Here is a 25,559-nt window from a genome sequence, read left to right on the forward strand (position 1 = left end):
AAGTTGGGCTTTTTTTATCACACTAAATTTAGAGCTTTTAACTATGTTTGCAAATCAATCTCAAATTAGACCAATAAACACCTATGCAGGGTGGATATATGCAATGTTGGTCATTCTGTTGTCGTTAGCCGTATTGTATGCCTTACCGAATATTTATGGTGAAGATTTAGCGGTTCAGGTGAGTGGTGAAAAAGGTGCTCCGGTTGCTGAGGAAATTTTTAACGAAATTAAATTAGAACTCGATTCAAAAAATGTCGTTATCAAAAGTGCCAGCAATGAAGAAGGCAAAACCTTAATTCGATTTAATGATTCAGAATCACAGTTAAAAGCAAAAGATATTGTTGATGCATTTTTAAGTAAAAAGCCGGGTGACTACGGCGTGGCGCTTAATTTAGCTCCGGTCACGCCTGGGTGGTTGAAATCTATAGGCGGTGAGCCATTAAAGCTGGGACTTGACTTAAGAGGCGGCGTGCACTTTTTGATGGAAGTTGATATGGAGTCGGCCATCACAAAAAAAGAAGAGCAGTATGTTGCTGACTTCAAAAGCACATTTCAAGAAAAACAACTACGTTATGCTGCGGTAATTAAAGTTGAAAACCTAGGCCTGGTTGCTCGGTTTCGAGATGCTGAAACGCGAGATAAGGCTGAAAGTGCTATTCGCCAGGGATTCTCTGAATTATCGACACGCAGCCGCGATCAAGACAGCTTTTTTGAAGTAGTTGTTACTATTCCTGAGCTGGAAATTAAAAAAATAAAAGATTATGCAGTTAAACAAAATATCGCTACTTTGCGAAATCGTGTTAATGAATTAGGTGTTGCTGAACCACTTATTCAGCAACAGGGTTCTGAAAGAATTCTAGTGCAATTACCAGGTGTTCAGGATTCAGAACGTGCAAAGCGTATCTTGGGAACTACAGCCATAGTTGAATTTCGTCTGGTTAATGAGTCTGCTGGTTATAATCCAGATAGAGCGCCGGCAGGTTCAGAATTAATTAAGCAAAGTTCAACAGGGATTAATTTTGCTATTCGAAAAAATCCAGTCATAGATGGTTCTCATTTGACTGATGCAAACGTTGGTTACGATGAAAATAATATGCCACAAATTAATGTTGTATTGGACAGCAAAGGTGGCAACAAAATGTTATTGATGACTTCAAAAAATATTAACAAACCGATGGCAATTATTATGAAAGAAACCAAAGCCATCTATGAGCGTGTTAATGAAGAACTCAAAGTTGTCGATCAAAAAGTTGAAAAAAATGTCGTGAGTGCTCCAAATATTGGCGCTGCACTTGGCAATAAATTTAGAATTACTGGGCAATTTACACCAACCGAAGCACATGATTTAGCATTAATATTACGCTCTGGTTCATTGATTGCGCCTGTCTATTTTGTCGAAGAGCGGACAGTTGGTCCACAGCTTGGAAAACAAAATATTGAACTTGGAAAAACTTCAATCGCGGTTGGTTTTATCGCGGTATTGATTTTCATGTTGGTTTATTACCGAGTGTTTGGATTAGTTGCCAATATCGCATTAATCTCAAACCTGGTGTTTATTATCGCGGTGATGTCTTTAATTCCTGGCGCGACACTGACTTTACCGGGTATCGCGGGTATCGTATTAACGGTTGGCATGGCGGTGGATGCAAATGTACTGATATTTGAACGGATAAGAGAAGAATTAAAAGAAGGGGTTAATCCCGCTCAAGCTATCCATAACGGTTACGATAAAGCATTTTCAACAATAGCTGATGCTAACGTAACAACTTTGATTGCCGCACTGGTTTTATTTGGTATTGGAACTGGTCCCGTTGCCGGATTTGCGGTAACTTTATTTATTGGCATTTTAACCTCAATGTTTACTGCCATAATCGGCAGCCGAGCGGTTGTTAACTTAATTTATGGCGGTAAAACGCTAGATAAAATATCTATATAGCGTTTGGGAGCTTAAGTATGAATTTATTAAAATCTGATCTAAATATTGATTTTATCAAATATAAAATTCCGGCAACTATTGTTTCGGCTATTTTAATCATTGCCTCAATATTTTTTGTGGTGACTAAAGGGCTTAATTTAGGCCTAGACTTTACTGGTGGTACGTTAGTTCAGGTGAATTATCCTGAGGATGCGGATTTAAACGCCATTAGGAATGTTTTAAAAGAGTCAGGTTATGAAAAAACCGTGGTGCAAAACTTTGGTACAGCCAGTGATATTATGATTCGCTTGGCGCCTGTTGAAGGTAAGGAAGCTGTTGAGGTTGGGAACGATGTCGTGAATAGCTTACGTCAAGCTCATGGCTCTAATGTTGAAATGCGTAAAATTGATTTCGTTAGTGCCAGTGTAGGTGAGGAGTTAACCGAGCAAGGTGGTCTCGCTATTTTGGTTGCACTTATCGGTATTTTGATTTACGTGTCACTACGTTTTGAATGGAAGTTTGCACTGGGCTCGGTTGCTGCTTTGGCGCATGATGTTATGATTACCATTGGTTTTTTCTCAATGATTCAAATGGAATTCGATTTGACCGTGTTGGCCGCGGTGTTAGCGGTCATTGGTTACTCGCTTAACGACACAATTGTTGTCTTTGATCGTATTCGTGAAAACTTTTTAAAATTACGCAAGCAGGATTCGGTAGAAGTGGTGAATATTTCATTGAACCAAACCTTATCTCGAACAATTATGACCTCGGTTACCACTTTACTGGTATTGTTAGCCTTGTTCTTCCTTGGTGGTGCAACTATTCATGGCTTTGCTACGGCGCTGATTGCCGGGGTTTTAGTGGGGACTTATTCATCGGTTTATGTCGCCAGTAACATAGCACTGGTGTTGGGAATCACAAAAGAAGATTTAATGCCGCCCGAAGTAGAAAAAGAGGGGGCAGACCAAGACGCAATCCTATAAGTCATTGGCATAGGATATTAAGAGCTCCCAAAGAGATTTGGGGGCTTTTTTTGTTCATAGCAAACAATCATATTTTAACTATAATTATATACCACATTAACTTCAGGCTTATTCATGTCCGATTCTACAGAAAACCAATTTGAAACATCCATCTCATTCGCAGACTTTAATTTACCCGAACCTGTAATACGGGTTTTACAGGAAATCGGTTATGAAAAGCCTTCTCCTATTCAAGCCTCGAGTATTCCTGTTCTGCTAAACGGTACTGACCTGATTGGTCAAGCACAAACCGGTACGGGTAAAACGGCGGCTTTTGCTTTGCCAATCATTGCTAAGATTGACCTTAATATTAATGAACCACAAGTTCTGGTACTTGCACCGACACGAGAGCTGGCGATTCAGGTTGCCGAAGCATTTATGACCTATACGCGTTACTTAAAAGGTTTTAATGTATTGCCAATATATGGGGGGCAATCTGTTTCACAACAGTTGCGTCAACTTAAACGCGGTCCACAGGTTATTGTTGGTACGCCTGGACGGGTGATGGATCACATGCGTAGAGGTAAACTAAAATGGGATCGGTTACATACACTGGTATTAGATGAAGCCGATGAAATGCTGCGCATGGGATTTATTGAAGATGTTGAATGGATTCTTGAGCAAACGCCAGAGCAACGTCAAATTGCTTTGTTTTCAGCGACAATGCCGAAAGAAATTCGACGGGTAGCTAATCGCTTTTTGAATTCGCCTGAAGAAATTAAAATTAAAACTAAAACGACAACAGCCTCTACCATTAAACAACAATATCTGGTTGTTGCAAACCCACATAAACTTGATGCATTAACACGCGTTTTAGAGGTAGAAGCGATAGATGGTGTGATTATTTTTGTGCGCACTAAAACGGCAACGATGGAGTTATCGGATAAATTGTCTGCGCGTGGTTATGCTTGTGCAGCGATCAATGGTGATATGCAGCAGTCGGCTAGAGAGCAAACCATTGAGCAGCTTAAACAGAATCGGTTAGATATTTTAGTTGCAACCGATGTGGCGGCGCGAGGTTTAGATGTCAGTCGAATATCTCATGTTATTAACTATGATATTACGCAAGATGTTGAATCCTATGTTCATCGAATTGGCCGGACAGGTCGAGCGGGTCGTCAAGGTTGTGCGATTCTATTTATTACGCCAAGAGAAAAAAGAATGCTGGCATTAATTGAAAAAGTGACGGGTAAATCAATCGACAGAATTGGTTTGCCTTCAACTGAAACGATTAATGATCAGCGTGTTGAAAAATTCAAGCACAGTATTACAGAAAAAATAGAATCGGGGGATTTACAGCCTTATCTAGAAATATTAGAAGCTTATCAATATGAAACAAATCGTGCTGGGTTAGAAATTGCGGCTGCTTTGGCCAGTTTGGCTCACGAAAAATCACCGTTGCTGGTTGAAGATATGCCTTCAATTCGTGAGTCACAGCGAGAAGGGCGAGGTGATCGAAAAGAAAAAGGGCGACGCGAGAAAAGACAATCTAAAAAAGCTGAAAGAAATCCTGATGATTTTTCAGCGAAGGCTGAAGCGCTGGCTGACTTTCCTGATATCCCAATGGAAAGATTTGTGATTATGGCGGGTTATGCCGATGGTGTTAAGCCATCAAATGTTGTGGGTGCAATTGCTAACGAAGTGGACTTGGAAAGTCACTATATTGGACACATTCAAATTTATGATGATTTTACTTCGGTTGATTTACCTGGTGATATGCCCAGAGCTGCTTTTGCTCATTTGAAAAAAGTGAGAGTGTGTGGCAAAGCGATGAATTTAACTAAGGCTAAAGATTTTGATTTGAAAAAACTACAGCAAAAGCGACCCAAGGCTGATGGTGATTTTAAAAAGCGCCCGGCAAAAAAATCACGTCCTGCAAAACGGAAAAATAAAAAGGAAGCTTAACGCTTCCTTTTTATCTTGATTTAATCGACTAACAATTAGTATTATTTAAAATCTGATTGTTAAAAAATTAAATTTACCAGATTTTCACTCTGTCTTCGGGTTTACGGTACATACCATCACTAGCTTTTACGTCAAAAGTTTCAAAGAACTCTGGCATATTCATTAATGGTCCGTTAGCCCGGTAGGGACCTGGTGAATGCGGATCAGTTTTTAACATATTACTGAGGGCTTTATCACGATATTTATAGGCCCAAACTTGTGCCCATCCCATAAAGAAGCGCTGTTCGCCAGTAAAGTTATCAATTACCGGTGACGGCTTATTTTCAAGAGATAGTTTATAGGCTCGAAAAGCAATAGTTAGTCCACCTAAATCGCCAATATTTTCACCTAAGGTAAATTCACCTTTGATGTGTTCGCCTGGTAAGGGTTCAAACTGACTATACTGATCAGCCAGTTTTTGGGTTCTGAGTTTAAACTCTTCTAAATCTTTTGGCGTCCACCAGTTTCTTAAAACACCATTGCCATCAGATTTAGAACCCTGATCATCAAAACCGTGTCCCATTTCATGTCCAATAACACTACCAATGCCGCCGTAATTTACCGCATCATCAGCTCGCATATTGAAAAATGGTGGTTGCAAAATTGCCGCAGGAAAAACAATTTCATTCATTACTGGATTGTAATAAGCATTGACCGTTTGTGGTGACATAAACCATTCTGATTTGTCGATAGGTTTACCTAACTTGCCAATTTCTCGTTGATAGGTAAAACGTGATGCACGTAAAAAGTTACCGACTAAGTCATTAACATCAATCGTTAATGAAGAGTAATCAATCCATTTGTCGGGATAGCCAATTTTAGGATTAAATTTGGCTAACTTATCTAACGCCTGGCGCTTGGTATCTTCACCCATCCAATCTAAATCAATAATCGCCTGACGATAAGCTTCACGTAAATTTTCAACCAGTTCAATCATGCGTTGTTTTGCTTCTGGTTTAAAATGTTTTTTCACGTATATTTTTCCAACCATCTCACCAAGTAACCGGTTTACCGCATTAACGGCTCTTTTCCAGCGCGCTTCTTGCTCAGGTGTGCCATAAAGTGTTTGATTAAAAAACTCGAAGTTAGCTTGATCGAACTCACTTGATAAACGTGAAGCGTTTGCATTGATTAGCGTCCATTTAAAATAATTTTTCCACTGACTGACTTGAGTGCTTGCAAAAATCTCAGAGAACTGTTGCAAGTAAGATGGTTGACGAATGACAAGCTCTTTTTCACTATCGACACTGGCTGTTGCAAAATATTTTTGCCAGTTAAAGTTTTCACTTAATTCGCTTAGTTTTGCAATTTGATGTTTGTTATAAGTTTTTTCAGCGTCTCTATTTTCAGTCCGCGACCACTGTATTTCAGCTAAAGCGGTTTCCAGAGAAAGAATATCTTTTGCAATAGCTGTCGCATTGGCAATACCAGAAAGTGTTAACATTTTTTCAATATGCTGCTGATATTTTTGGCGGAGCTCGTCAGATTTTTCATCAGCTTTTAGGTAGTAATCTCTATCGGGAAGACCTAATCCTGATTGGGTGAGATACATGATATATTGCGTTGGATTTTTTGAATCGTTGTTAATCCAAAAACCAAATGGTGCATCGCTGCCGATTATTTGTGATTCAGCAAAATAACCGGCTATATCATCATGGTTTTTCAACTGATCAATTTTGTTGAATTCTTTAGATAATGGAGTGACACCGAGTTTGTTCAGATGCTCAATATTCATAAAACTTCGGTATAAATCTCCAACTTTTTGTGCATCAGAACTGGGTTCTGGGTTGTTAATTTTTGCCGTTTCTTCAATGATGGCTTTTACATCTTGCCGTGATTTATCCCGCAATGCAGTAAATGAACCATACGAGGATTTGTCTGCCGGTATTTCTGTTTTATCCAGCCATGCGCCATTAACGTAACGGTAAAAGTCATCTTGCGGTTTTACTTTGGTGTCAAAATTGGTTAGCTCAATCCCTGATTCCAACTGTTTTTGTGCTTTGTCGTTAGCTTTAGTCTGTTGTGTTGCTTGTTGCGGTGTTGAGGCAGATTTTTCAGTGTTTGTGGCGTCTTGTTGACCACAGGCGGTGAGCAATACCATACTAACGGTGTAACTCAGTAGTTTTAATTTCATTGGAGCACCCTTATATTCTTACCATTATATTTATTGTTAGATTTTTACCAAATCGATATTCAAATCGCTAAGCGCAGATAATAAACACTTTTAACAATAATTTAAAACTATAAATAGACCAATAACCCTCAATTCAAAAGAATAAATTGTTACCGAATGTTGTCTATTATAAGTATTTAGCTTGAGGCTACTTTCGATTATATTAAACCGTATAATCTTAATTTTATTGAGTTTGCTAGCGATTTATGAACTTTATTGAGTAGGAGTTGAATAATGCCATCTCATTTACGAACTTATCAAAATATTACTTCGGATTTATTGGTCGCGTTACCAAATCCTTCTAATCAGGCTTATGAAATTAATATTAAAATTCCGGAATTCACCTTTTTGGGGGTTCAGGAGCAACCTGATTTTGCAACGATTTATCTGGTTTTTCATCCACACGAAAAAATTATTGAATTAAAATCTTTAAAACATTACGTCTACCAATTAAGAGATATTGTTGTTTCTTACGAACGCTTAATTAATATTTTCTACGATCATCTTATGGCTGTCTATCAACCTGAAAGATTGCGTATTTTAATGGATTGTAATCCGCGTGGTGGAATCAGTTCGCGTTTAACAATTGATTCTGATTGGAAAAGTCGTGGTGGACAAGAAAAATATAAAGAATGGCATGGAGCCAGTGAATGGTGCGAGCTCAAGTGAGCAAATATTATCTGCGCAATTGCTTTTAGCTTAAATACACCAATCGATAAATAAAGACATACAGACACACAGACACAAAGTCGCAAAGTCGCAAAGTCGCAAAGTCGCAAAGTCGCAAAGTCGCAAATAATTTATTCATTTTACGTTTAATGAGTCATCGCTTAAAAGCGCCGAATAATAGTACTTTTGTAAAAAGCTTGAAATTTGATTTGCACTTAGATTGTCTTAACCAAAGAGTGATTTTGCTTAATATTGGCTCTCTTTTATTTTAAGAATGCTAATTTGAATTTTGAAGAATTGACTATTTATGTATTTGAAATTTATAAATTGACGATGTCAGCATTAGAGAGTGGAATTTCTCGCTTAAAGATAGTTTTCACCGATGGCGGTGCAGATACCGAAATTTCAATACCGTATAATGATAGATTGGTATTTTCCAGTAGCGATTTCATGCGACTAGCTTTGAACAATGAATGCAACACAAATTGCAATAACTTTTGATCTTTTAACTGATTTAAAAAGACAGACTCTTCGCTAATAGGGATTTCTTTTATTTGTACAAACTGGGGTAATACTTTAGGCAGTAAACCTATTTCAATTTCTAGTTGCTCCATCGTAAAACCAGCCTGAGCAAATAATGGCCCCGCTTGAGTGAGCTCAGCGACAATAGCTTTGATTTTGTCGGTTGTCAGTTGCCCGATTGGTGAAGTGGCTTCCTGATTGGTCGTGTGTGTATCTGTTGCATAAGACTGATTGCTTTGTGGTGTTAGCTTTTGTTTAATTTGCTCAAATAGATCTTTGATCATCTTGGATAAGCCTTGGTGGGAAACAATCTACAAACTACCTTTGTAGAAAGGGGATAAGTAAGTTGCAGTGTAACATACTCATTTTTCACTGCAACACTGTATCTATTGGTTTAAGCAAGCTAAAAAGAGAATTTTTAATTACAATTAAGGATTAAAATATACCCCTAAAAATATGCCCTCAAAAATATAGTCTTAAAACGGTTTCTGCAACACAAGCCAAACGCTTGCTGTTTTCAACCTCGATACTGACCTCATGGATTAATTCAATACTCTTACGCATGGGGGTTAAGCCAACCAGCTGACTGCGAGCTCTTACTCGTGAACCGGCTTTGACTGGGTAGGGAAACCTGACTTGATTTAAACCATAGTTAACGGCCATTTTTGCTTCTGGGTAAGGATTGTTTTTATCATCGACAGAATCGGTGAGTTTTGGCAGCAGAGAGAGTGTTAAAAAGCCATGTGCGATAGTGGTTTTAAAGGGTGATTCTTTCGCTGCTCGCTCAGGATCGGTATGAATCCACTGTTGATCACCGGTTACTTCCGCAAATTGATTGATACAATGCTGATCAACTCGATACCATTCACCGACAAAGGTTTCTTCACCGAGTTGGCTTTCCAGCTTTTTATACATCTGTGCAGCTTCAGGAATCAGAAAGAGTGGTTCATCATCGATATCATCCTGATGATTAAAACGGGACATCCAAGGGTTATTAAGGGTGTTAAATATAGTCTTGGAAAGCAATTCGGACAGGCTTTTAAATTGTGGTTCAATTCTTGCCCGAAATTCAGCATTATTTTGTTGAAAACGCTGCTTCTTTTCTTTGATGAACTCAACGACATTCATTCCTGATAGCTCCTGGATGATTATCTTATTTGTTAAAACTTGAAAGTAACTTGGCACTATCAAACTTTTTAAATAAGCGATAAAGCAATATATCAGCTATTGTTGCGACCCACCATTATACAGTGGATTGAATGATATACAACGGATTTATCAATATACCGCCTGTTACACGAATTAAATTAATTAAGCCTGGTATATTTACTCAAGTGTATTGCGTTTAATATTGGCTTAAATTAATATAATGGCGCTAACGCCTTGATTTTAAAGCTATTCTTTCGGCTGGTCAATTTATATCAGGCGATACTAAAATAATAACGTTTTAATATATCAAGTTCATGACACTTAACCGATGATTTATTTAGCCTTTGCAGTAATTTTAATCATGCTTATCTTAGGCCCACAATGGTGGGTTAGGTATGTGTTAAATAAGCATAGTAATGTGATGCATGCGATGCCTGGGACCGGTGGCGAACTGGCAACCCATTTACTTGAAAAGTTTGAGCTATCCAATGTTAAGCTTGAAGCGGCAGAGCCTGGCGCTGATCACTACGATCCTCAAAGTAATACGGTACGTTTGAGTCCCGAATATTTAAATGGTAAATCATTAACTGCGATTGCTGTGGCTGCACATGAAGTGGGCCATGCCATTCAATTTAATCGTAATGAGCCAGTGAGTTTTTTACGTAAAAGATATTTAGGTCATGCACATCGTCTGCAAAAGTGGGGCATTTTTTGTTTGATGGCATTACCGATTATTGGAGCGATTGTCAAAATTCCTCATTTTATAGGTGTTATGGCAATTATTGGGTTATTGACCATGCTGACTTCGGTCTTTATTTATGCGGCGATTTTACCCGAAGAATGGGATGCCAGTTTTAACAAAGCTTTACCTATTCTTAAAAAGGGGGAATATGTGCCTGATGAGTATCTCCCCGCGATTCGTCAAATATTAAAAGCATGTGCATTAACTTATGTTGCGGCTGCATTGGCTGATATATTACGTTTGTGGCGCTGGGTTTCAATTTTGAAATATTTACGCTAATTTTTTGCCATGTTTTTTATTATCATTTTTATCATAATTTTATAGTCACTATCTTCTAAACTGAAAGTTAAATAAAAATAAATTTGGTAAACTTTGACAAATCCACCAATCGTTAAATGTTTTTGATGCTAGTTATTTTCTAGAATGCCGATCTATCCATTCTTATACTATCCAATCAGTAAGTTGATGCGAAAAATACAGTGATAGAAAAATGGTTAAAGGTAATATTGTTGGTGCTATTAATAGCTGTGTTATTTAAGTTAAATCTAATTTAGTTTTGCTGTTATCTTTTTTATTGTTTTGATTTCTATTTTTATTTTGATTTTATTTTAACTTTTGAATGTTGTTTTTATCGATGCCCAATTTTATCGCTATGTAATGGTTTAAATTTTAAATATCAATAGATAGAGTGAAATAGCTATCCCTTTTTTGCAATAAAAAAATAAATATCTTTAAGTGAAAATTTATTTTGCTTTACATTTTATAGATAGCTTGTAAACTTTCTTTTCATCTTGAAAAAAACATAGGAAATTTGCGAAGGAAAATCAGATGAAAATTTACTTGCTAATATTTATTTGCCTAAGTAGCTTATTGCTACAAATTTACATTTCAAGCGAACAATTTTTTAGAGATGATAAATATAAACAAGCAGCCAGTAATTTACCTGAAAATCTAACCGCAAATGTCCTCGAAAACATATCTGATGATAATCACCTGCCAGTCGTATCACCTCCAAATACCAAGCTTAGTAACAATAATCAGCAAATTGCCGAGTTAAAAAATATTGTGATACAACTTGATGCAAAGGTTAAGCATCTCGTCGAACAGGTTGAACACCTGTCAGCCCAGGCTGGTCAGTCAAAACAAAAGAAAATTGCCACCATTGCCGAAGACCCAGTTGCTGCGCAACAAAAAGAACAGGAAAGAAAGTTTGCGGTTGGCCAGATTGAATTAATTCTTCATCAAGCGATTGGAATAGGTGAGTGGACGGCAAAAGATAGTGAACAAATGATTGAGTATGTCATGTTACTTAATACTCAAGATCGACTTTATTTGAATAAAATTTTTCGTGATGCACAGCAGAACGGGTTAACTTCTTTAAGAGATTACCCACCACCAATTTAGAAATTACGGTTGTTTAACTAAACAGAGAAAAGGAGACAAAGTAATGAAAATGATCACTAAAGTAGCTTCTGTGATTTTATTTGGGTTATTTTCTATCGGTGCCAGTGCCGCAGAAAATAAAGGGTTAGTATCAATTAGTGGTGATTTTATGCTGGCATTTTTTAATGTAAGTGCAAATCCTGAAGTTGGTCATGAAAATAGCATGATTACGGCCAAGGTTGATGACAGGAAAGTAATGTTTATTGGGCGCGATGAAGTTCGTAGTGCCAGTTTTTATTGTGTTGTTCGTGACGGTGCAGCACTGTTTGAACATGCCAAGTCTGTTGTCAATGGAATTGGCGCTTTAACCGAAGTCGTTATTCAAAAAGATTCACAAGGTAACTGCAGTTATATTGAGTCGATTAAAGATTCTAAATTTATCTTTTAATGAGCTATTTCGCTTATGTCTATCATATGAAGTTATGCTTTTTGATAGACATAAGTAAAGATAACTATCTTTCGAATGATTAATAAATCGACTAGAAGCCTGTTAGCTGCTTGAGTCGTTGATTTAACTCCGATAACATCAAATCATGACAGCCGCCTGGCGATACTCTTTGTTGAATACTTTGTTCCGGTGTTCTGGCTTTCAATTCATCATAACGCTCGACAACCTGTTGATAGGCGTCTCTAAATGGCATTCCTTGTGCAGCAAGTTCTACCGCAAAGTCAGTTGCATACATCGGTGTATCAATGGCTGCCTTTAAGGTTTCTGTTTTAAACTGTGTGCCAGCAATAACTTTGGGAAATAGCAGCAATGTTTGCAATGATTTTTTTACTGCTCTGAGTAATGGACCCTTAGTGAATTGTAAGTCTCGCTGATAACCTGAAGGTAAAGATAAAATTGATTGTAATTCTATTATTGCCGATTGCACGACCGCATAACTGGCGCGCATTAATTCAATCAAGTCAGGATTTCTTTTATTGGGCATAATTGAGCTACCCGTCGTCATTTCTTCGGGTAAACTAACAAAATCAAACTCTTGAGTAGTAAACAGAGAAATATCCCAACTATAGCGGCGGATATCTAACAGACACTGGGAAAGTGCTGAAAGTACGGCTAATTCGTATTTGCCACGACTGTTTTGTGTATAAATTGGATTAATTTGGATTCTGGCAAATCCCAACTCTTCAGTGGTTAATTGACGGTTTAATGGTAAGTTAACGCCATAACCTGCGGCTGTTCCTAAGGGGTTTGCATCAATTAATTGCTGAGTAGATTGCAGCGTGATTAAATTATCAAGCATGGCTTCGGCAAAACCCGCAAACCACATTCCGCAAGAAGAGGGAACCGCGCGTTGCATATGCGTATACCCTGGCATGGGGATTTGCTGAGTTTTTTCTGCTTGTTGCAGACACACTTGCGCGCTTTGAGTGACTAGCTCAATGGCTTGATGGACCGCATCTTTTAAAAACAGACGTGTTGCTACCAAAACTTGGTCGTTACGCGAACGACCGGTATGAATCTTTTTACCAAGTTCACCCAGTTGATTAACCAAATAATATTCGATTGCAGAGTGACAATCTTCAAATTGTGCAGTGAGCTTAAATTCTCCTGACTGAATTTTGCCATCGAGTAACTCTAAGTGTTCGATTAACTGCTGGCTTTCTTCGCTCGAAAGAATATCAATAGATTGTAAGTTTTTGACATGTGCTTTGCTTGCTTGAATATCATAGGCGACTAGTTCGGCATCGAGAATAATATCTTCGCCGGCCATAAATTCCATCATGGTTTCATCGATAGTTGCTTGTGATTTCTTTTGCCAAATTGGTGCTGGCATAGGAGGTCTCCGTTAGATTAATTGCCTGAGTTAGTTAGTTGGTAAGGCCAGTTGAAGTATCAAAGCCTAATGCCAGATTGATATTTTGTATAGCCTGACTGGCGGCACCTTTTAGCAGATTATCCAGGCAGCTGATAATTGTTGCTCGGTTACCATTTTTACTCACTGTCAGTCCACCAATAACACAATAGGGGGTATTAACCACTTGCTGTATTGTCGGAATTTCAGGTTGGCAGCGGACTAATTCGTGCATAGCATAAAAATCGTTAAAGCGATTAAATAGCGTATGAGGTTTTTGAGGCTGTTTAAATCTTAATTGTACGGTCATATTTATGCCACGAAAAAAACTCGCGACGTGAGGAGAAAAACTAATAGCGCAATCTAGCTTTTCACTGACTTCGCGTTCATGCAAGTGCTCTACCAGTTTATAGCCAATAATATTTTCATGAAGGTTATCTGGATCATTATTGGGGCTAGGTGTTGTTCCTGCGCCACTATAACCTGACACGCCAAAGCAGTGCGCATGTCCTTTAATAAGATCCTTGATGGGGGCTATTGCCAATTGCATCGCTGTGGCATAGCAACCAGGGTTACTGATTTTTAATGGTTTTTTTAATTCGGCCTGACCTTGTTTAATATTATGAATTTCGGGTACTGAGTAGAGCCATTGAGAATCAAATCGATAATCTGCCGACAAATCAATGATTACTTGACAGTTATTGTGCTGTTCAATGGCATCAACGAACAATTTTGCCAAGCCGTTGGGTAGCGCCAAAACAATAATATCTGTCTTTCGTTCAGCAACTTGTACAGGCGATAGATTTTCAATTAGAATTTGCTGTTGTTCAGTACCCAGCAAATCTGTTAAGCCAAGCTCGCTAAGTGGCTTTCCGGCCAGTTGACGCGAACTAACCCAAGCAATTTCCAAATGAGGGTGTTGCTCTACAATAGCGAGTAATTCTTTTCCTACGTAGCCTCTGACACCCACGATGCCGAGTTTATAAGTGGAGTTTTGATGTGTCATTGATTCTCTCTGAAAATAGGAAGTTAAACTAAAGTGGCTGGTTTAGCTAAAGCACAATCGACACATTTTTTGATTTCATCAAAATCTGTTATGCCTAGCCAGAATACCGTCCACTGACCATCTTTAATACAGCCATCTGAATTTTTAAAATAAAAATTATTAATTTGATTGCCATTTCTTGAGCGCCAAAACATTTTGGGATTTTCACTGATCATAGTCGCCCATAGTGCTTTGCCTAAACCTTCGCCTTTGGCATCTTCAGCAACAACAAATTTATCCAAATAAGGAATGTTCTCTTCGAGTGTAATAATTGCCGCTGCGCGGTAACAGTAAGTAGTATATGCTCGATAAAGATTTAGCTCATTAAAGTAGTCTTCGTTAAGAGTTTTCTTAAAACTGGTTTCAAGAATATTTTTTACCTTAACCAGTTTCAAGCTTTCTATTTCTTCGTGCAACATAATGGACTCGCCTTTGCGAATCAGTGTGCCTGAACCTTTATGGGTAAACAGTTCTTTGGCTAAGTGAGAGGGTTTAGTGATGGAAACTGAGGCTGTTGCTGGCAATTGACTTAATATTTCAGCGACTTGTTTAATCTTTAACTTCATACCGCCATGTAACCAGGGCTGATTCATTAAATGGTTGTAATCGGTAATTAAATTAACGGAAGAGATGATATTGTCATCTTGGTCGAGTAATCCGCCTGTTTCAGTTAAAAAGATAATTTTATAGGGCTTTAACGCAATGGCTAACTGATTAGTTGCAACATCAGCATTAATATTTAAACATTGACCACTTTCTGTTTCAGCCAATGATGATAAAATGGGAATTGTACCGTTTTCTAATGCTTGTTGAATAGGGGCTAAATCGATTTCAGTAACCACACCCACCAAACCTAACTGAGTATTGGCAGTTTGGTTTGCTTTAAAAACACCGCTAGTAATTGATGCGGTTTTAACGCCCATATTTTGCAGTCTGTTAGCTAGTTTTAGATTTTGTTGGATAAAGGTTTTTCGGGCAACAGATAAAACTTCAGCCGTGGTGATTCTTTGTCCATCAATGAACTCACTTTCAATGCCTGCGTTTTTTAAATTAATACTTAATTGCGGACCTGCACCATGAACAACAATTGGAAACAGCCCAATTTGTTCGAGAAATGCCAGTGAAGAACACAGGTTGTCGAGGTCATTTTCAAGTACCGCTCCGCCTACTTTAATTACAGCAAAGTGGGATTGTCCGGCATTGACAAACCGGTTTAAATATTGATCAATCTCTTTAGGATTTGCCAGATTCGATAAAAGTTGAATAATGGTATCTTTTATTTTGGATTGACTGGTTGTGGATTCTACATAAGAATTGTTGGCTTTATTCATTACTTTTCAACCATTCGTTAAATTTGTTTTGCTAAAATGTTTAAATAACTTTGTTCAACTTCGGCAAGTTGTGCAAGTGAAACCCACTCATTTGCTGTGTGTGCTTGCTCAATATTACCCGGTCCATAAACCAGTGCAGTTAAGCCTGACTGAGAGAATAAACTTGCTTCTGTCCAAAAGTTAACGGGATTGCCAAAAGGCAGTGAATACTGATTTGCCAGCGCCTTGGCTTTTTCTATTGCCTCATCAAAATCCTGATTTGCTGCGGGTAGTGTTGGGCCTTTAAATCCTTCGATAAGTTGGCAATCTGCATCATTAATTGCCGATTGCTGTTTGGCATAATCAAAGATTAAGTTTAATAGTTGTGTTGAATCTTGACCGGGGAGGGGCCTGAAACCAAATGCAATTTCACATTGGGCTGCGATCATATTCGCTTTGATACCGCCATCAATTTTTCCAATATTAAATGGAAGACCTGTTAAGGTTTCAAATTGAAATGATTGACTTTTTACCCAATTAACTGCATCGCTGCACCAGTGAGTTGCTTTGTGAATTGCACTATCGGTAATTGCTCTGGCTTGCGAGGCATGGCCTGACTCGCCAAAAAATAAAGCGCGCGCAGATTGAATGCCGCGATGTGCAAAAATTGCCTGCGCTTGAGTTGGTTCGGCAACTATCACCTTATCAAATCCATGCTCAGTTGCTAAAAACTGTTTCACTGCTGCGCTATTACCGTGTTCTTCATCGGAAGAGAACAACAGGGCAATTGCTCCGTCACATTGATTAACCGCCGAGAGCATACACGCTGCTGCACCTTTAATATCACAGGCGCCCAGTCCAGTTGCGGTAGTTTCAGTAACTTGCAATTCAAACGGATCAGATGTCCAGCCTTTAGCAACCGGAACCGTGTCTATATGAAAGTTAAATAAAATTTCTGGTTTTCCACGAGTTGCCAATAAGCTTAGACAACCATCTCCTGCATCAAGAATTTGTAGGCTAAATCCTGGTAAGTGTTGCTTAAAATAAGCAAATATATCACTGTCACTTTGTATATTTCTTGGTGGATTTTGGGTATCAAAACTAACTAACGCCTCAAGATGTTTTAGTACCGAACTCAACGGTGAGAACGGCGTGTTGCTCTGCTGTGATTGTTGCTCACTCATTTTAGTCATTTACCTGCTTTTGATTACTTTGTACTGACTTAGCTGCAAGGCGAGAGGACTGACCAAATAGTTTGATAAAACCAATGGCTTCTTCAATTGTCCACGAAGCTGATTGCGCATAAACTGACTGTTTGTCCTTTAAAATATTCTCTGATTGAATTGCGACCGCATAGAGTTGTCCATAGCTTAGCTCAAGTGTCACTTCACCAGTAACCATTTGTTGGCTTGATTGTAAAAATGCTTCCAGATCATGTTTAAGTGGCTCATAGAAAAAACCTTCATAAACCAGTTCAGTCCATTTTTCGGCAACTGTCGATTTAAATCGATTTTGTGCTTTTGATAAAACGGCTTGCTCTAAAGCTGTATGTGCAACCTGTATGGCATGTAATGCAGGGGCTTCAAATACAATACGTCCTTTTAATCCAATGGTTGTATCACCTGTATAGATGCCGCGACCAATTCCGTATTCGCCAATTTGTTGGTTGAGTTGCTGCATCACTTTTTCACCCGTAAAATCATCGGCTATTTTTTGCTGGTTAACTGCCACGAGATTACCTTGCTCAAATTGCAGCGTGATAAGTTTTGTCGGTAATTTTTGTGGTGCATTTTGCGGGGCAGGCGTAAAGACATAACTGCCTTGGCCTGGCTGTTGCCATTCATCAATTTCTGAACCAGAAATCGTCGTGCCGAGCAGGTTTTCATTAATTGAGTAACTGGAAACTTTATCTGAAACACTAAAGCCTTTATCGATCAGGTATTGTTTTTCAAATTCTCTGACTTGAGAAGTTTGTTTTTGTATTTCGCGAATTGGTGAAATGATATTGTAATCACCCAAGCATTGTACTGCTAAATCAAAGCGAACTTGATCATTCCCCATACCTGTACATCCGTGAGCAAAATTTTTGGTATTTAACTCATCGCAAAGGTTAAGACAGGCTTCGACAATTAAATATCGGTCTGAGCAAAGCAGTGGGTATTGATTTTGGTACCAGTGACCACTGTGAATAAGCGGTGTAATTACCCGATCCCATAATTGTTGTGCGATACTGACCTCATGGTGAGCAACCGCACCTAAAGTTAAAGCTCTTTCTTTAATTGCTTGTTTGTCTTGTTCGCTGACACCGCCAGAATCAACAAAAATAGTCGTGACCTGATACCCTTTGTCTTTTAGGTATGGCACACAAAAGCTGGTATCAAGACCGCCGGAGAATGCCAATACGACTTGTTTATCATCTTGAGTGGCGGATGTTTGTGTATTTGAGTTACTGCTCATGATATTGTTATCCTGTAAATTGTCTTTAAATAAATGTTAGCGGTTATTGGCTTATCAATCTTAAAAATTATTGATTTTCCAGCAAGTACTGCATCATGCCTTTTTGTGCGTGCAAGCGGTTTTCTGCTTCATCAATGGCTGCACAATAGTCAGCATCCATAACACCATCTGTCGCCTTGATGTTTCTGCGTAACGGTAAACAATGAGAAAAAATAGCATTATTGGTAAGCCCCATTTTTTCTTCATCAACAATAAAATGCTGATAACGATCTCGAATTTGTTTTTCTGGTTCCCAATGACCAAAATAGGGAAGGGCTCCCCAACTTTTGGCATAAACGACATCAGCGTCCTGATAAGCTTGTTTAATGTCATGGGTGACTTGAAAGCTGCCGCCATATTGCGCCACATTTTCTTTAGCAATATTGAGGTATCGCTCGTCGAGTAAATATTCTTCGGTGGGGCATAATAAAGTGACGTCCATCCCAAATTTTGTTGAAATTAATAGTGATGAGTTTGCAACAGCGGTATTAAGTGGCTTGGGATGATAAGTCCAGGTGAGTAGATATTTTTTCTTTTTAGGTGTCCCCAGTTTCTCTTGAATCATCTGCATATGTGCTAATTCTTGACATGGATGAGTAATGGTTTCCATATTAATTACAGGCACTGTGGCATATTGAGCAAATGATTGAATGATTTTATCTTGTCTGTCGTACTCCCAGTTTTCAAATTTTGGGAAAGCCCGAATACAAATTAAATCACAAAATCTTGATAGTACTTTGGCCGCTTCAATCACATGTTCTTCTGCGGTTGCATCCATTTTATTGCCTAATTCAAACTCTAATGGCCAAGCTGATTTTCCTGGCTCTAATACAATTGCATGTCCGCCAAGTTGCCAGGTACCGATTTCAAAAGTGGTGCGGGTACGTAGACTAGGATTAAAAAACAATAAAGCAACAGATTTGTTTTTTAGAATATCGCTCGATTTACCTTGTTTAAATTGATTGGCAAGGTCGAGCATTTGTTGCAGAGTTTGCTGGTCGAAGTCAGCTGTGGTAATAAAGTGTTTCATGTCGGGTTCCAGAATTTTATTAATTTTAAGTTTAAAAGTAGTCGTTAATTAAAAATCAGGCATAAAAAAACCCGGCGCTTTGGCCGGGTTTTTGAAGGTGATTTTTATTTGCTATACACCATCGTACCCAGCCCAGTAGGTACGGCGGCGGCGAATAACGTTTAAGTTAAGCAAACTGGCAGGCATTGCAAATTGACTTGCTTGTATAGTCAAGTTAAGTACGATATTGAGAAAGTCTGTAATAAAAAAACTGATAGACATGTGTGCTGCTTGAGTTTGGTTAAGCGTTTTCAAATGATGTGCATTTTTACCATGATTAACTCACACAGCGCAACCTTTGATTAAGTATTTTTTTGCATAATTTATTTTCGTCAGTTATTTTGAGTTTATTCTTTATTTTTTATCGCTAGTCAGTAAACAGCGGACACTTATTTTAAGTGTCGATAAAGTTCATCTGTTTTGGCGGCGCAAATGAAGTCATTTTGATGCAAGCCTTTTATGCTGTGCGACCACCAGTTGACGGTAACTTGACCCCATTCAGTCAGTAGCGCAGGGTGATGACCTTCTGTTTCGGCCATTTCTCCAATCTGATTGGTAAACAGGAGTGCCTGTTTAAAATTTTTAAATTTAAAGGTACGCTCTAATTGCATGATTTCTTGATAGACCTGTACTTGCCAATCGGGTATTTGTTTGATTAATTCTGCTAGTGCTGACTGTTCGATTTTGGGCGCTTCGGCATGGCAAGCCTGGCAGGTTTGTTGATTGAGTTGTGTCATGGGTACTCCCGAATAATAGGTTTTAAATATATAGGCTTTAAACGTAAAAGTTTAAATACGACGCCAATTCTTATGGTTTAATCTCAATGATAGTGAATCTATCTACATGCGAGTCTAGCAAGCCGCATCCTCTTTTGGAGAATAATTAGCGGGTTTCATGCCTAGCTGACGCGCTTGCTTAATCAGCGATATTAAATCGACATTAATTAACGCTTGTAAGTCAGCTAACGAGTCGATAATAAAATAGTTCTTCTGTAATTCATCAATGCGATAGTAGGTTCTAAATACGTCAATAATATCTAGTGCTTGCCGTTGTGGAATATGACTGTCTAAACAGTAAAGAGATTCTTGTTTAGAAGATAGTATGCCACCGCCATAGATTTTTAAACCTTGTTGACTTCGTACCAGTCCAAATTCAATGGTAAACCAATAGAGTCTGGCCAGCATGACACGATCGGCGGGGGTTGCTGCCAGGCCGAGCTGTCCATAATGCTGTGAAAAGTCGGCATAGGCTTTATTGGTGAGTAAAGGGCAATGACCAAATAATTCGTGAAAAATATCGGGTTCTTGAATGTAATCAATTTCGGCTTGATGTCGAATAAAAGTAGCCGCTGGAAAACGCCGATTGGCTAACAGCTCAAAAAATCGTTCAAAGCCAATAAGTGCCGGCACTCTTTCGACTCCCCAGCCAGTAAGTTGTCCAAGCTTTTGGTTAATTTCGGGAAGTTGCGGTATTTTATCAGCCGTCATATTCAGCAGTTGCAGTCCCGCTTTGTATTCTTCGCAAGCACGCTCGCAAATAATGGGATGTTGACGATTGTAGAGGGTTTGCCAAGTTTCATGTTCCTGATCGGTGTAATTGATGAAGCCATTGTTATCTGGAACTTTCGAAGTATATTTACTTGTTGTTTCTTTTACTGATGACTTTGCAGGCGTTAGATTATTCTTATGAGTTGGCGCTATTGCTTGCAAAGCGCTGGTATCGGCTGGACACCGCTGAGCCGATGCTAGTTGTGAGGATTGTGGCTTCATCTGTATTATTCCTAACCCATTGTTTTAAATTAGTTGGTAATAACGATTCGTTGGTAATGGTTGTTATCACAAGGTAAAGTTTTGCAGCCTTATTGATTGGTTTAAGATAATAACTAAAATTATCAAAACAGTACAGATTCAAAAAAATATAAATTGTTGCAGTACAGATTGGTGATTTGTATACTGTAATGGTTTTTTATTAGTGAATCTGTACTGCTTTATTTGAGGTGTTGTAGCAGATAGACCGGTATCTAAACTCGCTGAGATGATTGACCGTATCGCTGGAACAGGAATGACTGATAGCTGGAGAGGGCTATGCTGTATCAAGAGATTGCTGATTATTTGCGTGAGCTGATTGCTCAAGGGGTATTTTTGCCTGGCGATAAACTGCCATCTATTCGTCTTTTAGCTACTCAACGGCGGGTCAGCATTGCAACTATTCAGCGGGCACTTGAAGAATTGGAGCTGCGTGGCTTGATTTATGCGCGCCCCAAGTCAGGATTTTACGTCAATTCACCGGATGTACCGGCTAATCATTATCCCGATTCAATTGCGCCACTGGTTCCTAAATCGGTAAAAATTCATGAAAAAGCCAGTCAAATTTTTGCACAATGTGAAGTGGAGGGCGTGATGAATCTAGGAACCACTTACCCGCATTCGGCTTATGCGCCGCAAAAGGTGCTGCAAAAATTGGCGGGTGCTATTATTAAGAATCAAATGAATGATGTTTTAGCCGTTCATTTTTCGCAAGGTAATCTTATTTTACGTGAAAATCTAGTTAAGCGATTAAACCAATCGGGTTGCCAGATTAGCGCTGAAGATTTAATTATTACTAATGGTTGCCTCGAAGCATTATCGATTTGTTTGCGTGCTGTTGCGCAACCTGGAGATACCATTGCATTAGAATCGCCTGGTTTTATCGGCTTATTTCAATTGGTTGAGTCTTTAGGATTTCGTGCCGTAGAGATTCCTTGTCATGCTACCGAAGGAATGAGCCTTGAAGCGCTGCAATTGGCGATTGAACAATGGGAGATTAAAGCGGTAGCGATTGTACCAACTTTCAGTAATCCGTTAGGGTCAAATATGTCAGAAAACAATCGCCGTCGCCTGGTCGAATTGTTAGCTGAAAAATCTATACCGCTGATAGAAGATGACTTACTTGGTGATTTATCGTTTGATGGTTCACGTATTCGACCTTGTAAAGCTTTCGATAAAAAGGGGCTAGTGCTTTATTGTTCTTCCGCCTCAAAAACGATTGCATCCGGATTGCGTGTAGGCTGGATTGCGCCGGGTGCGTATTTTGCCGACGTTGCATATTTTAAAACTTTCACCAATATTAGTGCGCCAAATTTTGCACAAATGGTGATTGCTGAATTTTTTGACAGTGGACGTTATGATCGGTATTTACGTCAACTTACTCGCCAGCTGGCGCAAAAAGTATATTGGTTTCAGCGTCTTGTTAAGCAATATTTTCCTGAAGGCACTATCGTGTCTTCGCCGACTGGTGGCTGTATACTTTGGATAACTTTGCCCAGAGGTGTCAGTGGTTTACGCGTATATCAAGGTGCCATTGAACAGCAAATCGCGGTTGTCCCTGGAGAGCTATGTAGTGCGTCTGATAAGTTTAATCATTGCATTCGAATAAATTGTGCGTGCGATCCTGAAATTGACGGCGCATTTGTAATTAAAACACTTGCACAGATAGTCTGGCAGTTACTTTAATTGAGGCTTGTGAAAAAAGTGGCCATAAAAATATTATTTTTTGGTGATTCGATAACGTTCGGTTTGAAGGATAAGGAAAAGGGGGGATGGATTGAACGGATTCGAAGCAGATTCTTAAATTTATCCAATCCTGCGACTTTAAAGGAAAATTGTGAGGAGACCTTTTGGTATAATTTAGGCGTACCGAGTGAAAATACAGATGGATTGCGTCACCGACTCGCCAATGAATTGCAGGCGAGGGTATTTAAAAAAGAACAGCCAATTGTCGTATTTAATTATGGCATTAATGATGCGGTAATTCATAAAAATAAAAACTGGGTTCCATTAGAATATTTTAAAAGAAATCTGGTTGAAGCTATACAGTTAGCTCAAGATGCAAATGCTAAAGTGCTGCTGATGACAATGATACCCATTGCGGATTTTGTTGATAATAAAATCAATCAATATCAGCAACAAATATCTAATCAAGATCTAGCACGATATGCTGAATTGACTTTACAAATCGCACAGCAATCGAATTGTGAGAGCCTTGATTTGTTTCAAACATTTAATGAGGCTTTAAAGCTTTTATCTGCGGATAGGTCTGGCAATTTTTCTACCGATTTTTTAGCGGGATTTTATGCCAATGATGGTATTCATCCAAATGATGGTGGCCATCAAATTCTGGCTGATTTGATTTATCCTGTACTCATCAATTTAATAAATGATAATTTAACAAATAATGTTCAGTTAAGGTATTGAGTTACCTTAACTGATTTGGATGATTAGAGAACTTGAATCTGATGGTATGGCTTTGCAATTAAATTGTTATTCGTCAGTGTGATTGTTTAGATTGGTAGTCAATAATTTGCACGCTAATGCTTCCGATATTGTCGTTTAACCCTGCACCATACTCTCCGTGAATATCATCATTGATACATAAAAATAAATTCCCTTCTTCATTCGACGGTGTTTGGGTTGGTCCGCTACCAATGTAAAATGGTTGTCCATTTGCACCAATGCGCCCGATGAGTGAACCTTCGGCAACGCTAGTTAATGGATACCCTGGCTGGGTTGCAGCGACCTTTTGATTGCCTTCAGCGCCATATAACTGGTGACTTAATCCGGGGTTGGCATTCCACTGGCCAGTGAGGTAACAAATTGTCACCGGTTCGCCAGCAATAACTTTTACGCCGGTATTTTGCCAGGCTAAGCGTGAGTCGACCGCAAGCTCTTTAAACCAAGATACCAGTGTTATGGTGAGTTCACTGGGTGAATCACTCCAATTTGATGTTAACGTTGAACTGAATCCACCCTGATCATCATATGATAATGCATAAGCACGACCATCAATTGAAATTTCACTTTCATGAAAAAACTTACCGTATTGATTCCATGTGCCTCCTGCGGGATAAAAATTAGCAAAAGTCAGGTAGAGTGAGTTTTGTGCTTTTATTGGATGATGGGAAGTTACTGTAAAATGACGATCATCAACAATCGATTTTATTTTTAATGGGATATTGGAAGCAAAAGAAATGACTTGCATTCCAACTTTTAAATTCGCGGTGGAATTGGGTTTGTTTTGATCGGTACAGGTTTGTTGACTGAGAGTCACTGTACTGGTAAACAAACCGGTGGTTGTATCTCGATCTCCACTTGATGAAATTCGGCCGACTAGGGTAAACCAGCTGACCGCATGACCCCGATTAAAGGCAACATCCAGTTGATTTTGCAGGTTACCCAAAACCCGTGATTGCGGTGTTGGTACACTGGTGTTGAGTTGCCAAAAGCCATCAGAAAAAATTCCACTGCTTGCAAATATCATTTGTGATGGAGACTCTTGCGGGTTAAGTAAGCCGCCATTTTGCTTTTCGAACCACCAATTTGGTGGCGGTAAAAGTGCTTGCTCGTCAAATGATGTGTGTCCTTGCGGATTGTTTGTGGTAAAAAAAGGGTAGTAAATATTATAGGGCCCATTACCTTCGGGGGGGCATACTGCGTTTCCTAGGTTTATTGGTGCATTGGCGGCAAAATTAAATTGAAGTACCGGATAAATATGACTATCACCTTGCTGATCAGTTTGTTTAACATAAGTGACAGATGCTCGATAAGGGTAGGCTCTATCTGAACTTAGATATAAAGCAGGCCTTTGTTTATGATAAATATCTGCCATTGGCGCGCTGCCAGGCCAAGCAACCCCTGAAAAAAATACCGCATCGCCAGGACTGAAATTTCCATGTTTTGGTAAGGACATTGGCTCATTGACGATAAAGAAAAAATTAATTTCAGGATGATCTTCTGCGTAAATCTTAGCGCTTTCAGCAGTCATATTGGATTGACGCGAAAACTCATTTTCCCAGTTTGCTTCGTCATACATTGCTACACCATATTGTTCTTGCCAGGCAATGGTTTGTGAAAAGTGACTGAAAAATTTATCGATTGATGTTATAAAAGTCTGGGTTAATTCGCTGTCAGGATTTTTTACAATTGCCTGGTTTGGACTTAATATTCGAAAGTAGTCAGTACTGTCACTGTTTGCCAGCAAGCAATCATGATAAGGCGTTGAAAGTGCATTTTTAAAACTGGTGATCAAACTGGTTCTATCCATATAAACGCCAGCTCTTGCTCCGTAGTTTGGATCGGGGGGATTAATGTTAAGTTCGAGAGTCTTGCTGAGTCTCCGTTCCATTAACGATATTTTGGCTGATTACCGATTGCTCTTCATCGGTAGCACTGGTTAAATTTTGTTGTGCGTTAATAATGTTGAAGTTAGGCCTGATGCAGCAAGTAA

Annotated in this window: 22 protein-coding genes; 9 read left to right on the top strand and 13 right to left on the bottom strand. The window is 38.9% G+C overall.

Going from position 1 to position 25,559, the window contains the following annotated elements:
• Positions 1–43: 43 nt before the first annotated feature.
• The 3 genes from secD (at position 44) to ABVT42_RS00295 (ending at position 4,842) form a co-directional block, all read left to right on the top strand.
• On the top strand, positions 44–1,936 hold the full coding sequence (secD, locus tag ABVT42_RS00285) for a protein translocase subunit SecD (RefSeq protein ID WP_353873089.1): 1,893 nt from the start codon (positions 44–46) through the stop codon (positions 1,934–1,936).
• Positions 1,937–1,953: 17 nt separating this feature from the next.
• Complete coding sequence (gene secF / locus ABVT42_RS00290; protein ID WP_353873090.1) at positions 1,954–2,898, top strand: protein translocase subunit SecF; 945 nt, start codon at positions 1,954–1,956, stop codon at positions 2,896–2,898.
• A 114-nt stretch (positions 2,899–3,012) separates the two neighbouring features.
• Positions 3,013–4,842 carry a DEAD/DEAH box helicase gene (locus ABVT42_RS00295; protein ID WP_353873091.1) on the top strand — a complete coding sequence of 610 codons (1,830 nt, stop codon included), beginning with the start codon at positions 3,013–3,015 and terminating at the stop codon, positions 4,840–4,842.
• 73 nt (positions 4,843–4,915) lie between these two features.
• Here the strand turns inward: ABVT42_RS00295 and ABVT42_RS00300 are convergent, their stop codons facing one another.
• Positions 4,916–7,015 carry a M13 family metallopeptidase gene (locus ABVT42_RS00300; protein WP_353873092.1) on the bottom strand — a complete coding sequence of 700 codons (2,100 nt, stop codon included), beginning with the start codon at positions 7,013–7,015 and terminating at the stop codon, positions 4,916–4,918.
• A 273-nt stretch (positions 7,016–7,288) separates the two neighbouring features.
• On the opposite strand from ABVT42_RS00300, the gene ABVT42_RS00305 reads away from it, so the two are divergent.
• The gene (locus ABVT42_RS00305; RefSeq protein WP_353873093.1) at positions 7,289–7,723 is read left to right on the top strand and encodes a preQ(1) synthase; all 435 of its coding nucleotides are present in this window, start codon (positions 7,289–7,291) and stop codon (positions 7,721–7,723) included.
• Positions 7,724–8,043: 320 nt separating this feature from the next.
• Here the strand turns inward: ABVT42_RS00305 and ABVT42_RS00310 are convergent, their stop codons facing one another.
• The gene (locus tag ABVT42_RS00310) at positions 8,044–8,529 is read right to left on the bottom strand and encodes a hypothetical protein (protein WP_353873094.1); all 486 of its coding nucleotides are present in this window, start codon (positions 8,527–8,529) and stop codon (positions 8,044–8,046) included.
• Positions 8,530–8,707: 178 nt separating this feature from the next.
• Entirely contained in the window at positions 8,708–9,373 is a 666-nt protein-coding gene (locus ABVT42_RS00315) for a MaoC family dehydratase (protein WP_353873096.1), read from the bottom strand.
• 349 nt (positions 9,374–9,722) lie between these two features.
• Here ABVT42_RS00315 and ABVT42_RS00320 point away from each other — a divergent pair, with 349 nt between their 5' ends.
• The 3 genes from ABVT42_RS00320 to ABVT42_RS00330 all read left to right on the top strand — a co-directional run bounded on the left by ABVT42_RS00320 (position 9,723) and on the right by ABVT42_RS00330 (position 11,967).
• A complete protein-coding gene (locus ABVT42_RS00320; RefSeq protein WP_353873097.1) occupies positions 9,723–10,415 on the top strand; it encodes a zinc metallopeptidase in 693 nt (230 codons plus the stop codon).
• 549 nt (positions 10,416–10,964) lie between these two features.
• A complete protein-coding gene (locus ABVT42_RS00325) occupies positions 10,965–11,540 on the top strand; it encodes a hypothetical protein (protein ID WP_353873098.1) in 576 nt (191 codons plus the stop codon).
• A gap of 43 nt (positions 11,541–11,583) precedes the next feature.
• Positions 11,584–11,967 carry a hypothetical protein gene (locus tag ABVT42_RS00330; RefSeq protein ID WP_353873099.1) on the top strand — a complete coding sequence of 128 codons (384 nt, stop codon included), beginning with the start codon at positions 11,584–11,586 and terminating at the stop codon, positions 11,965–11,967.
• A gap of 91 nt (positions 11,968–12,058) precedes the next feature.
• Here ABVT42_RS00330 and argH read toward each other — a convergent pair whose 3' ends face one another.
• From argH to phhA, 9 genes are all read right to left on the bottom strand, one after another.
• The gene (gene argH, locus ABVT42_RS00335; RefSeq protein ID WP_353873100.1) at positions 12,059–13,360 is read right to left on the bottom strand and encodes an argininosuccinate lyase; all 1,302 of its coding nucleotides are present in this window, start codon (positions 13,358–13,360) and stop codon (positions 12,059–12,061) included.
• 34 nt (positions 13,361–13,394) lie between these two features.
• Positions 13,395–14,384, bottom strand: coding sequence for an N-acetyl-gamma-glutamyl-phosphate reductase (gene argC / locus ABVT42_RS00340; RefSeq protein WP_353873101.1), 990 nt, complete (start codon positions 14,382–14,384; stop codon positions 13,395–13,397).
• Positions 14,385–14,407: 23 nt separating this feature from the next.
• Positions 14,408–15,754: an acetylglutamate kinase gene (locus ABVT42_RS00345; RefSeq protein ID WP_353873102.1), complete on the bottom strand. Its 1,347-nt coding sequence runs from the start codon at positions 15,752–15,754 to the stop codon at positions 14,408–14,410.
• Between the two features lie 17 nt (positions 15,755–15,771).
• Positions 15,772–16,917 carry an acetylornithine deacetylase gene (locus tag ABVT42_RS00350; RefSeq protein ID WP_353873103.1) on the bottom strand — a complete coding sequence of 382 codons (1,146 nt, stop codon included), beginning with the start codon at positions 16,915–16,917 and terminating at the stop codon, positions 15,772–15,774.
• Between the two features lies 1 nt (position 16,918).
• Positions 16,919–18,190 carry an argininosuccinate synthase gene (argG, locus tag ABVT42_RS00355; protein WP_353873104.1) on the bottom strand — a complete coding sequence of 424 codons (1,272 nt, stop codon included), beginning with the start codon at positions 18,188–18,190 and terminating at the stop codon, positions 16,919–16,921.
• Between the two features lie 67 nt (positions 18,191–18,257).
• A complete protein-coding gene (locus tag ABVT42_RS00360; protein ID WP_353873105.1) occupies positions 18,258–19,259 on the bottom strand; it encodes an N-acetylornithine carbamoyltransferase in 1,002 nt (333 codons plus the stop codon).
• A 111-nt stretch (positions 19,260–19,370) separates the two neighbouring features.
• Positions 19,371–19,520: a hypothetical protein gene (locus tag ABVT42_RS00365; protein WP_353873106.1), complete on the bottom strand. Its 150-nt coding sequence runs from the start codon at positions 19,518–19,520 to the stop codon at positions 19,371–19,373.
• A gap of 167 nt (positions 19,521–19,687) precedes the next feature.
• Positions 19,688–20,035 carry a 4a-hydroxytetrahydrobiopterin dehydratase gene (locus tag ABVT42_RS00370; RefSeq protein WP_353873107.1) on the bottom strand — a complete coding sequence of 116 codons (348 nt, stop codon included), beginning with the start codon at positions 20,033–20,035 and terminating at the stop codon, positions 19,688–19,690.
• A gap of 114 nt (positions 20,036–20,149) precedes the next feature.
• Positions 20,150–21,067 (bottom strand): phenylalanine 4-monooxygenase, encoded by a 918-nt coding sequence (phhA, locus tag ABVT42_RS00375; RefSeq protein ID WP_353873108.1) that lies wholly within the window; start codon positions 21,065–21,067, stop codon positions 20,150–20,152.
• Between the two features lie 315 nt (positions 21,068–21,382).
• Here phhA and ABVT42_RS00380 point away from each other — a divergent pair, with 315 nt between their 5' ends.
• On the top strand, positions 21,383–22,789 hold the full coding sequence (locus ABVT42_RS00380) for an aminotransferase-like domain-containing protein (RefSeq protein WP_353873109.1): 1,407 nt from the start codon (positions 21,383–21,385) through the stop codon (positions 22,787–22,789).
• Positions 22,790–22,807: 18 nt separating this feature from the next.
• Positions 22,808–23,530 carry an SGNH/GDSL hydrolase family protein gene (locus tag ABVT42_RS00385; protein ID WP_353873110.1) on the top strand — a complete coding sequence of 241 codons (723 nt, stop codon included), beginning with the start codon at positions 22,808–22,810 and terminating at the stop codon, positions 23,528–23,530.
• Positions 23,531–23,603: 73 nt separating this feature from the next.
• Here ABVT42_RS00385 and ABVT42_RS00390 read toward each other — a convergent pair whose 3' ends face one another.
• Positions 23,604–25,457, bottom strand: coding sequence for a hypothetical protein (locus ABVT42_RS00390; RefSeq protein ID WP_353873111.1), 1,854 nt, complete (start codon positions 25,455–25,457; stop codon positions 23,604–23,606).
• Positions 25,458–25,559: the final 102 nt, after the last annotated feature.

Source organism: Aliikangiella maris (assembly GCF_040719265.1).
GTDB lineage: Bacteria > Pseudomonadota > Gammaproteobacteria > Enterobacterales > Kangiellaceae > Aliikangiella > Aliikangiella maris.

What these genes read in the sequence shown, in the direction of transcription:
- secD (WP_353873089.1), top strand. Translation starts at nt 44, where the DNA reads ATGTTTGCAAATCAATCTCAAATTAGACCAATAAACACCTATGCAGGG.
- secF (WP_353873090.1), top strand. Translation starts at nt 1,954, where the DNA reads ATGAATTTATTAAAATCTGATCTAAATATTGATTTTATCAAATATAAA.
- ABVT42_RS00295 (WP_353873091.1), top strand. Translation starts at nt 3,013, where the DNA reads ATGTCCGATTCTACAGAAAACCAATTTGAAACATCCATCTCATTCGCA.
- ABVT42_RS00300 (WP_353873092.1), bottom strand. Translation starts at nt 7,015, where the DNA reads ATGAAATTAAAACTACTGAGTTACACCGTTAGTATGGTATTGCTCACC.
- ABVT42_RS00305 (WP_353873093.1), top strand. Translation starts at nt 7,289, where the DNA reads ATGCCATCTCATTTACGAACTTATCAAAATATTACTTCGGATTTATTG.
- ABVT42_RS00310 (WP_353873094.1), bottom strand. Translation starts at nt 8,529, where the DNA reads ATGATCAAAGATCTATTTGAGCAAATTAAACAAAAGCTAACACCACAA.
- ABVT42_RS00315 (WP_353873096.1), bottom strand. Translation starts at nt 9,373, where the DNA reads ATGAATGTCGTTGAGTTCATCAAAGAAAAGAAGCAGCGTTTTCAACAA.
- ABVT42_RS00320 (WP_353873097.1), top strand. Translation starts at nt 9,723, where the DNA reads ATGATTTATTTAGCCTTTGCAGTAATTTTAATCATGCTTATCTTAGGC.
- ABVT42_RS00325 (WP_353873098.1), top strand. Translation starts at nt 10,965, where the DNA reads ATGAAAATTTACTTGCTAATATTTATTTGCCTAAGTAGCTTATTGCTA.
- ABVT42_RS00330 (WP_353873099.1), top strand. Translation starts at nt 11,584, where the DNA reads ATGAAAATGATCACTAAAGTAGCTTCTGTGATTTTATTTGGGTTATTT.
- argH (WP_353873100.1), bottom strand. Translation starts at nt 13,360, where the DNA reads ATGCCAGCACCAATTTGGCAAAAGAAATCACAAGCAACTATCGATGAA.
- argC (WP_353873101.1), bottom strand. Translation starts at nt 14,384, where the DNA reads ATGACACATCAAAACTCCACTTATAAACTCGGCATCGTGGGTGTCAGA.
- ABVT42_RS00345 (WP_353873102.1), bottom strand. Translation starts at nt 15,754, where the DNA reads ATGAATAAAGCCAACAATTCTTATGTAGAATCCACAACCAGTCAATCC.
- ABVT42_RS00350 (WP_353873103.1), bottom strand. Translation starts at nt 16,917, where the DNA reads ATGAGTGAGCAACAATCACAGCAGAGCAACACGCCGTTCTCACCGTTG.
- argG (WP_353873104.1), bottom strand. Translation starts at nt 18,190, where the DNA reads ATGAGCAGTAACTCAAATACACAAACATCCGCCACTCAAGATGATAAA.
- ABVT42_RS00360 (WP_353873105.1), bottom strand. Translation starts at nt 19,259, where the DNA reads ATGAAACACTTTATTACCACAGCTGACTTCGACCAGCAAACTCTGCAA.
- ABVT42_RS00365 (WP_353873106.1), bottom strand. Translation starts at nt 19,520, where the DNA reads ATGTCTATCAGTTTTTTTATTACAGACTTTCTCAATATCGTACTTAAC.
- ABVT42_RS00370 (WP_353873107.1), bottom strand. Translation starts at nt 20,035, where the DNA reads ATGACACAACTCAATCAACAAACCTGCCAGGCTTGCCATGCCGAAGCG.
- phhA (WP_353873108.1), bottom strand. Translation starts at nt 21,067, where the DNA reads ATGAAGCCACAATCCTCACAACTAGCATCGGCTCAGCGGTGTCCAGCC.
- ABVT42_RS00380 (WP_353873109.1), top strand. Translation starts at nt 21,383, where the DNA reads ATGCTGTATCAAGAGATTGCTGATTATTTGCGTGAGCTGATTGCTCAA.
- ABVT42_RS00390 (WP_353873111.1), bottom strand. Translation starts at nt 25,457, where the DNA reads ATGGAACGGAGACTCAGCAAGACTCTCGAACTTAACATTAATCCCCCC.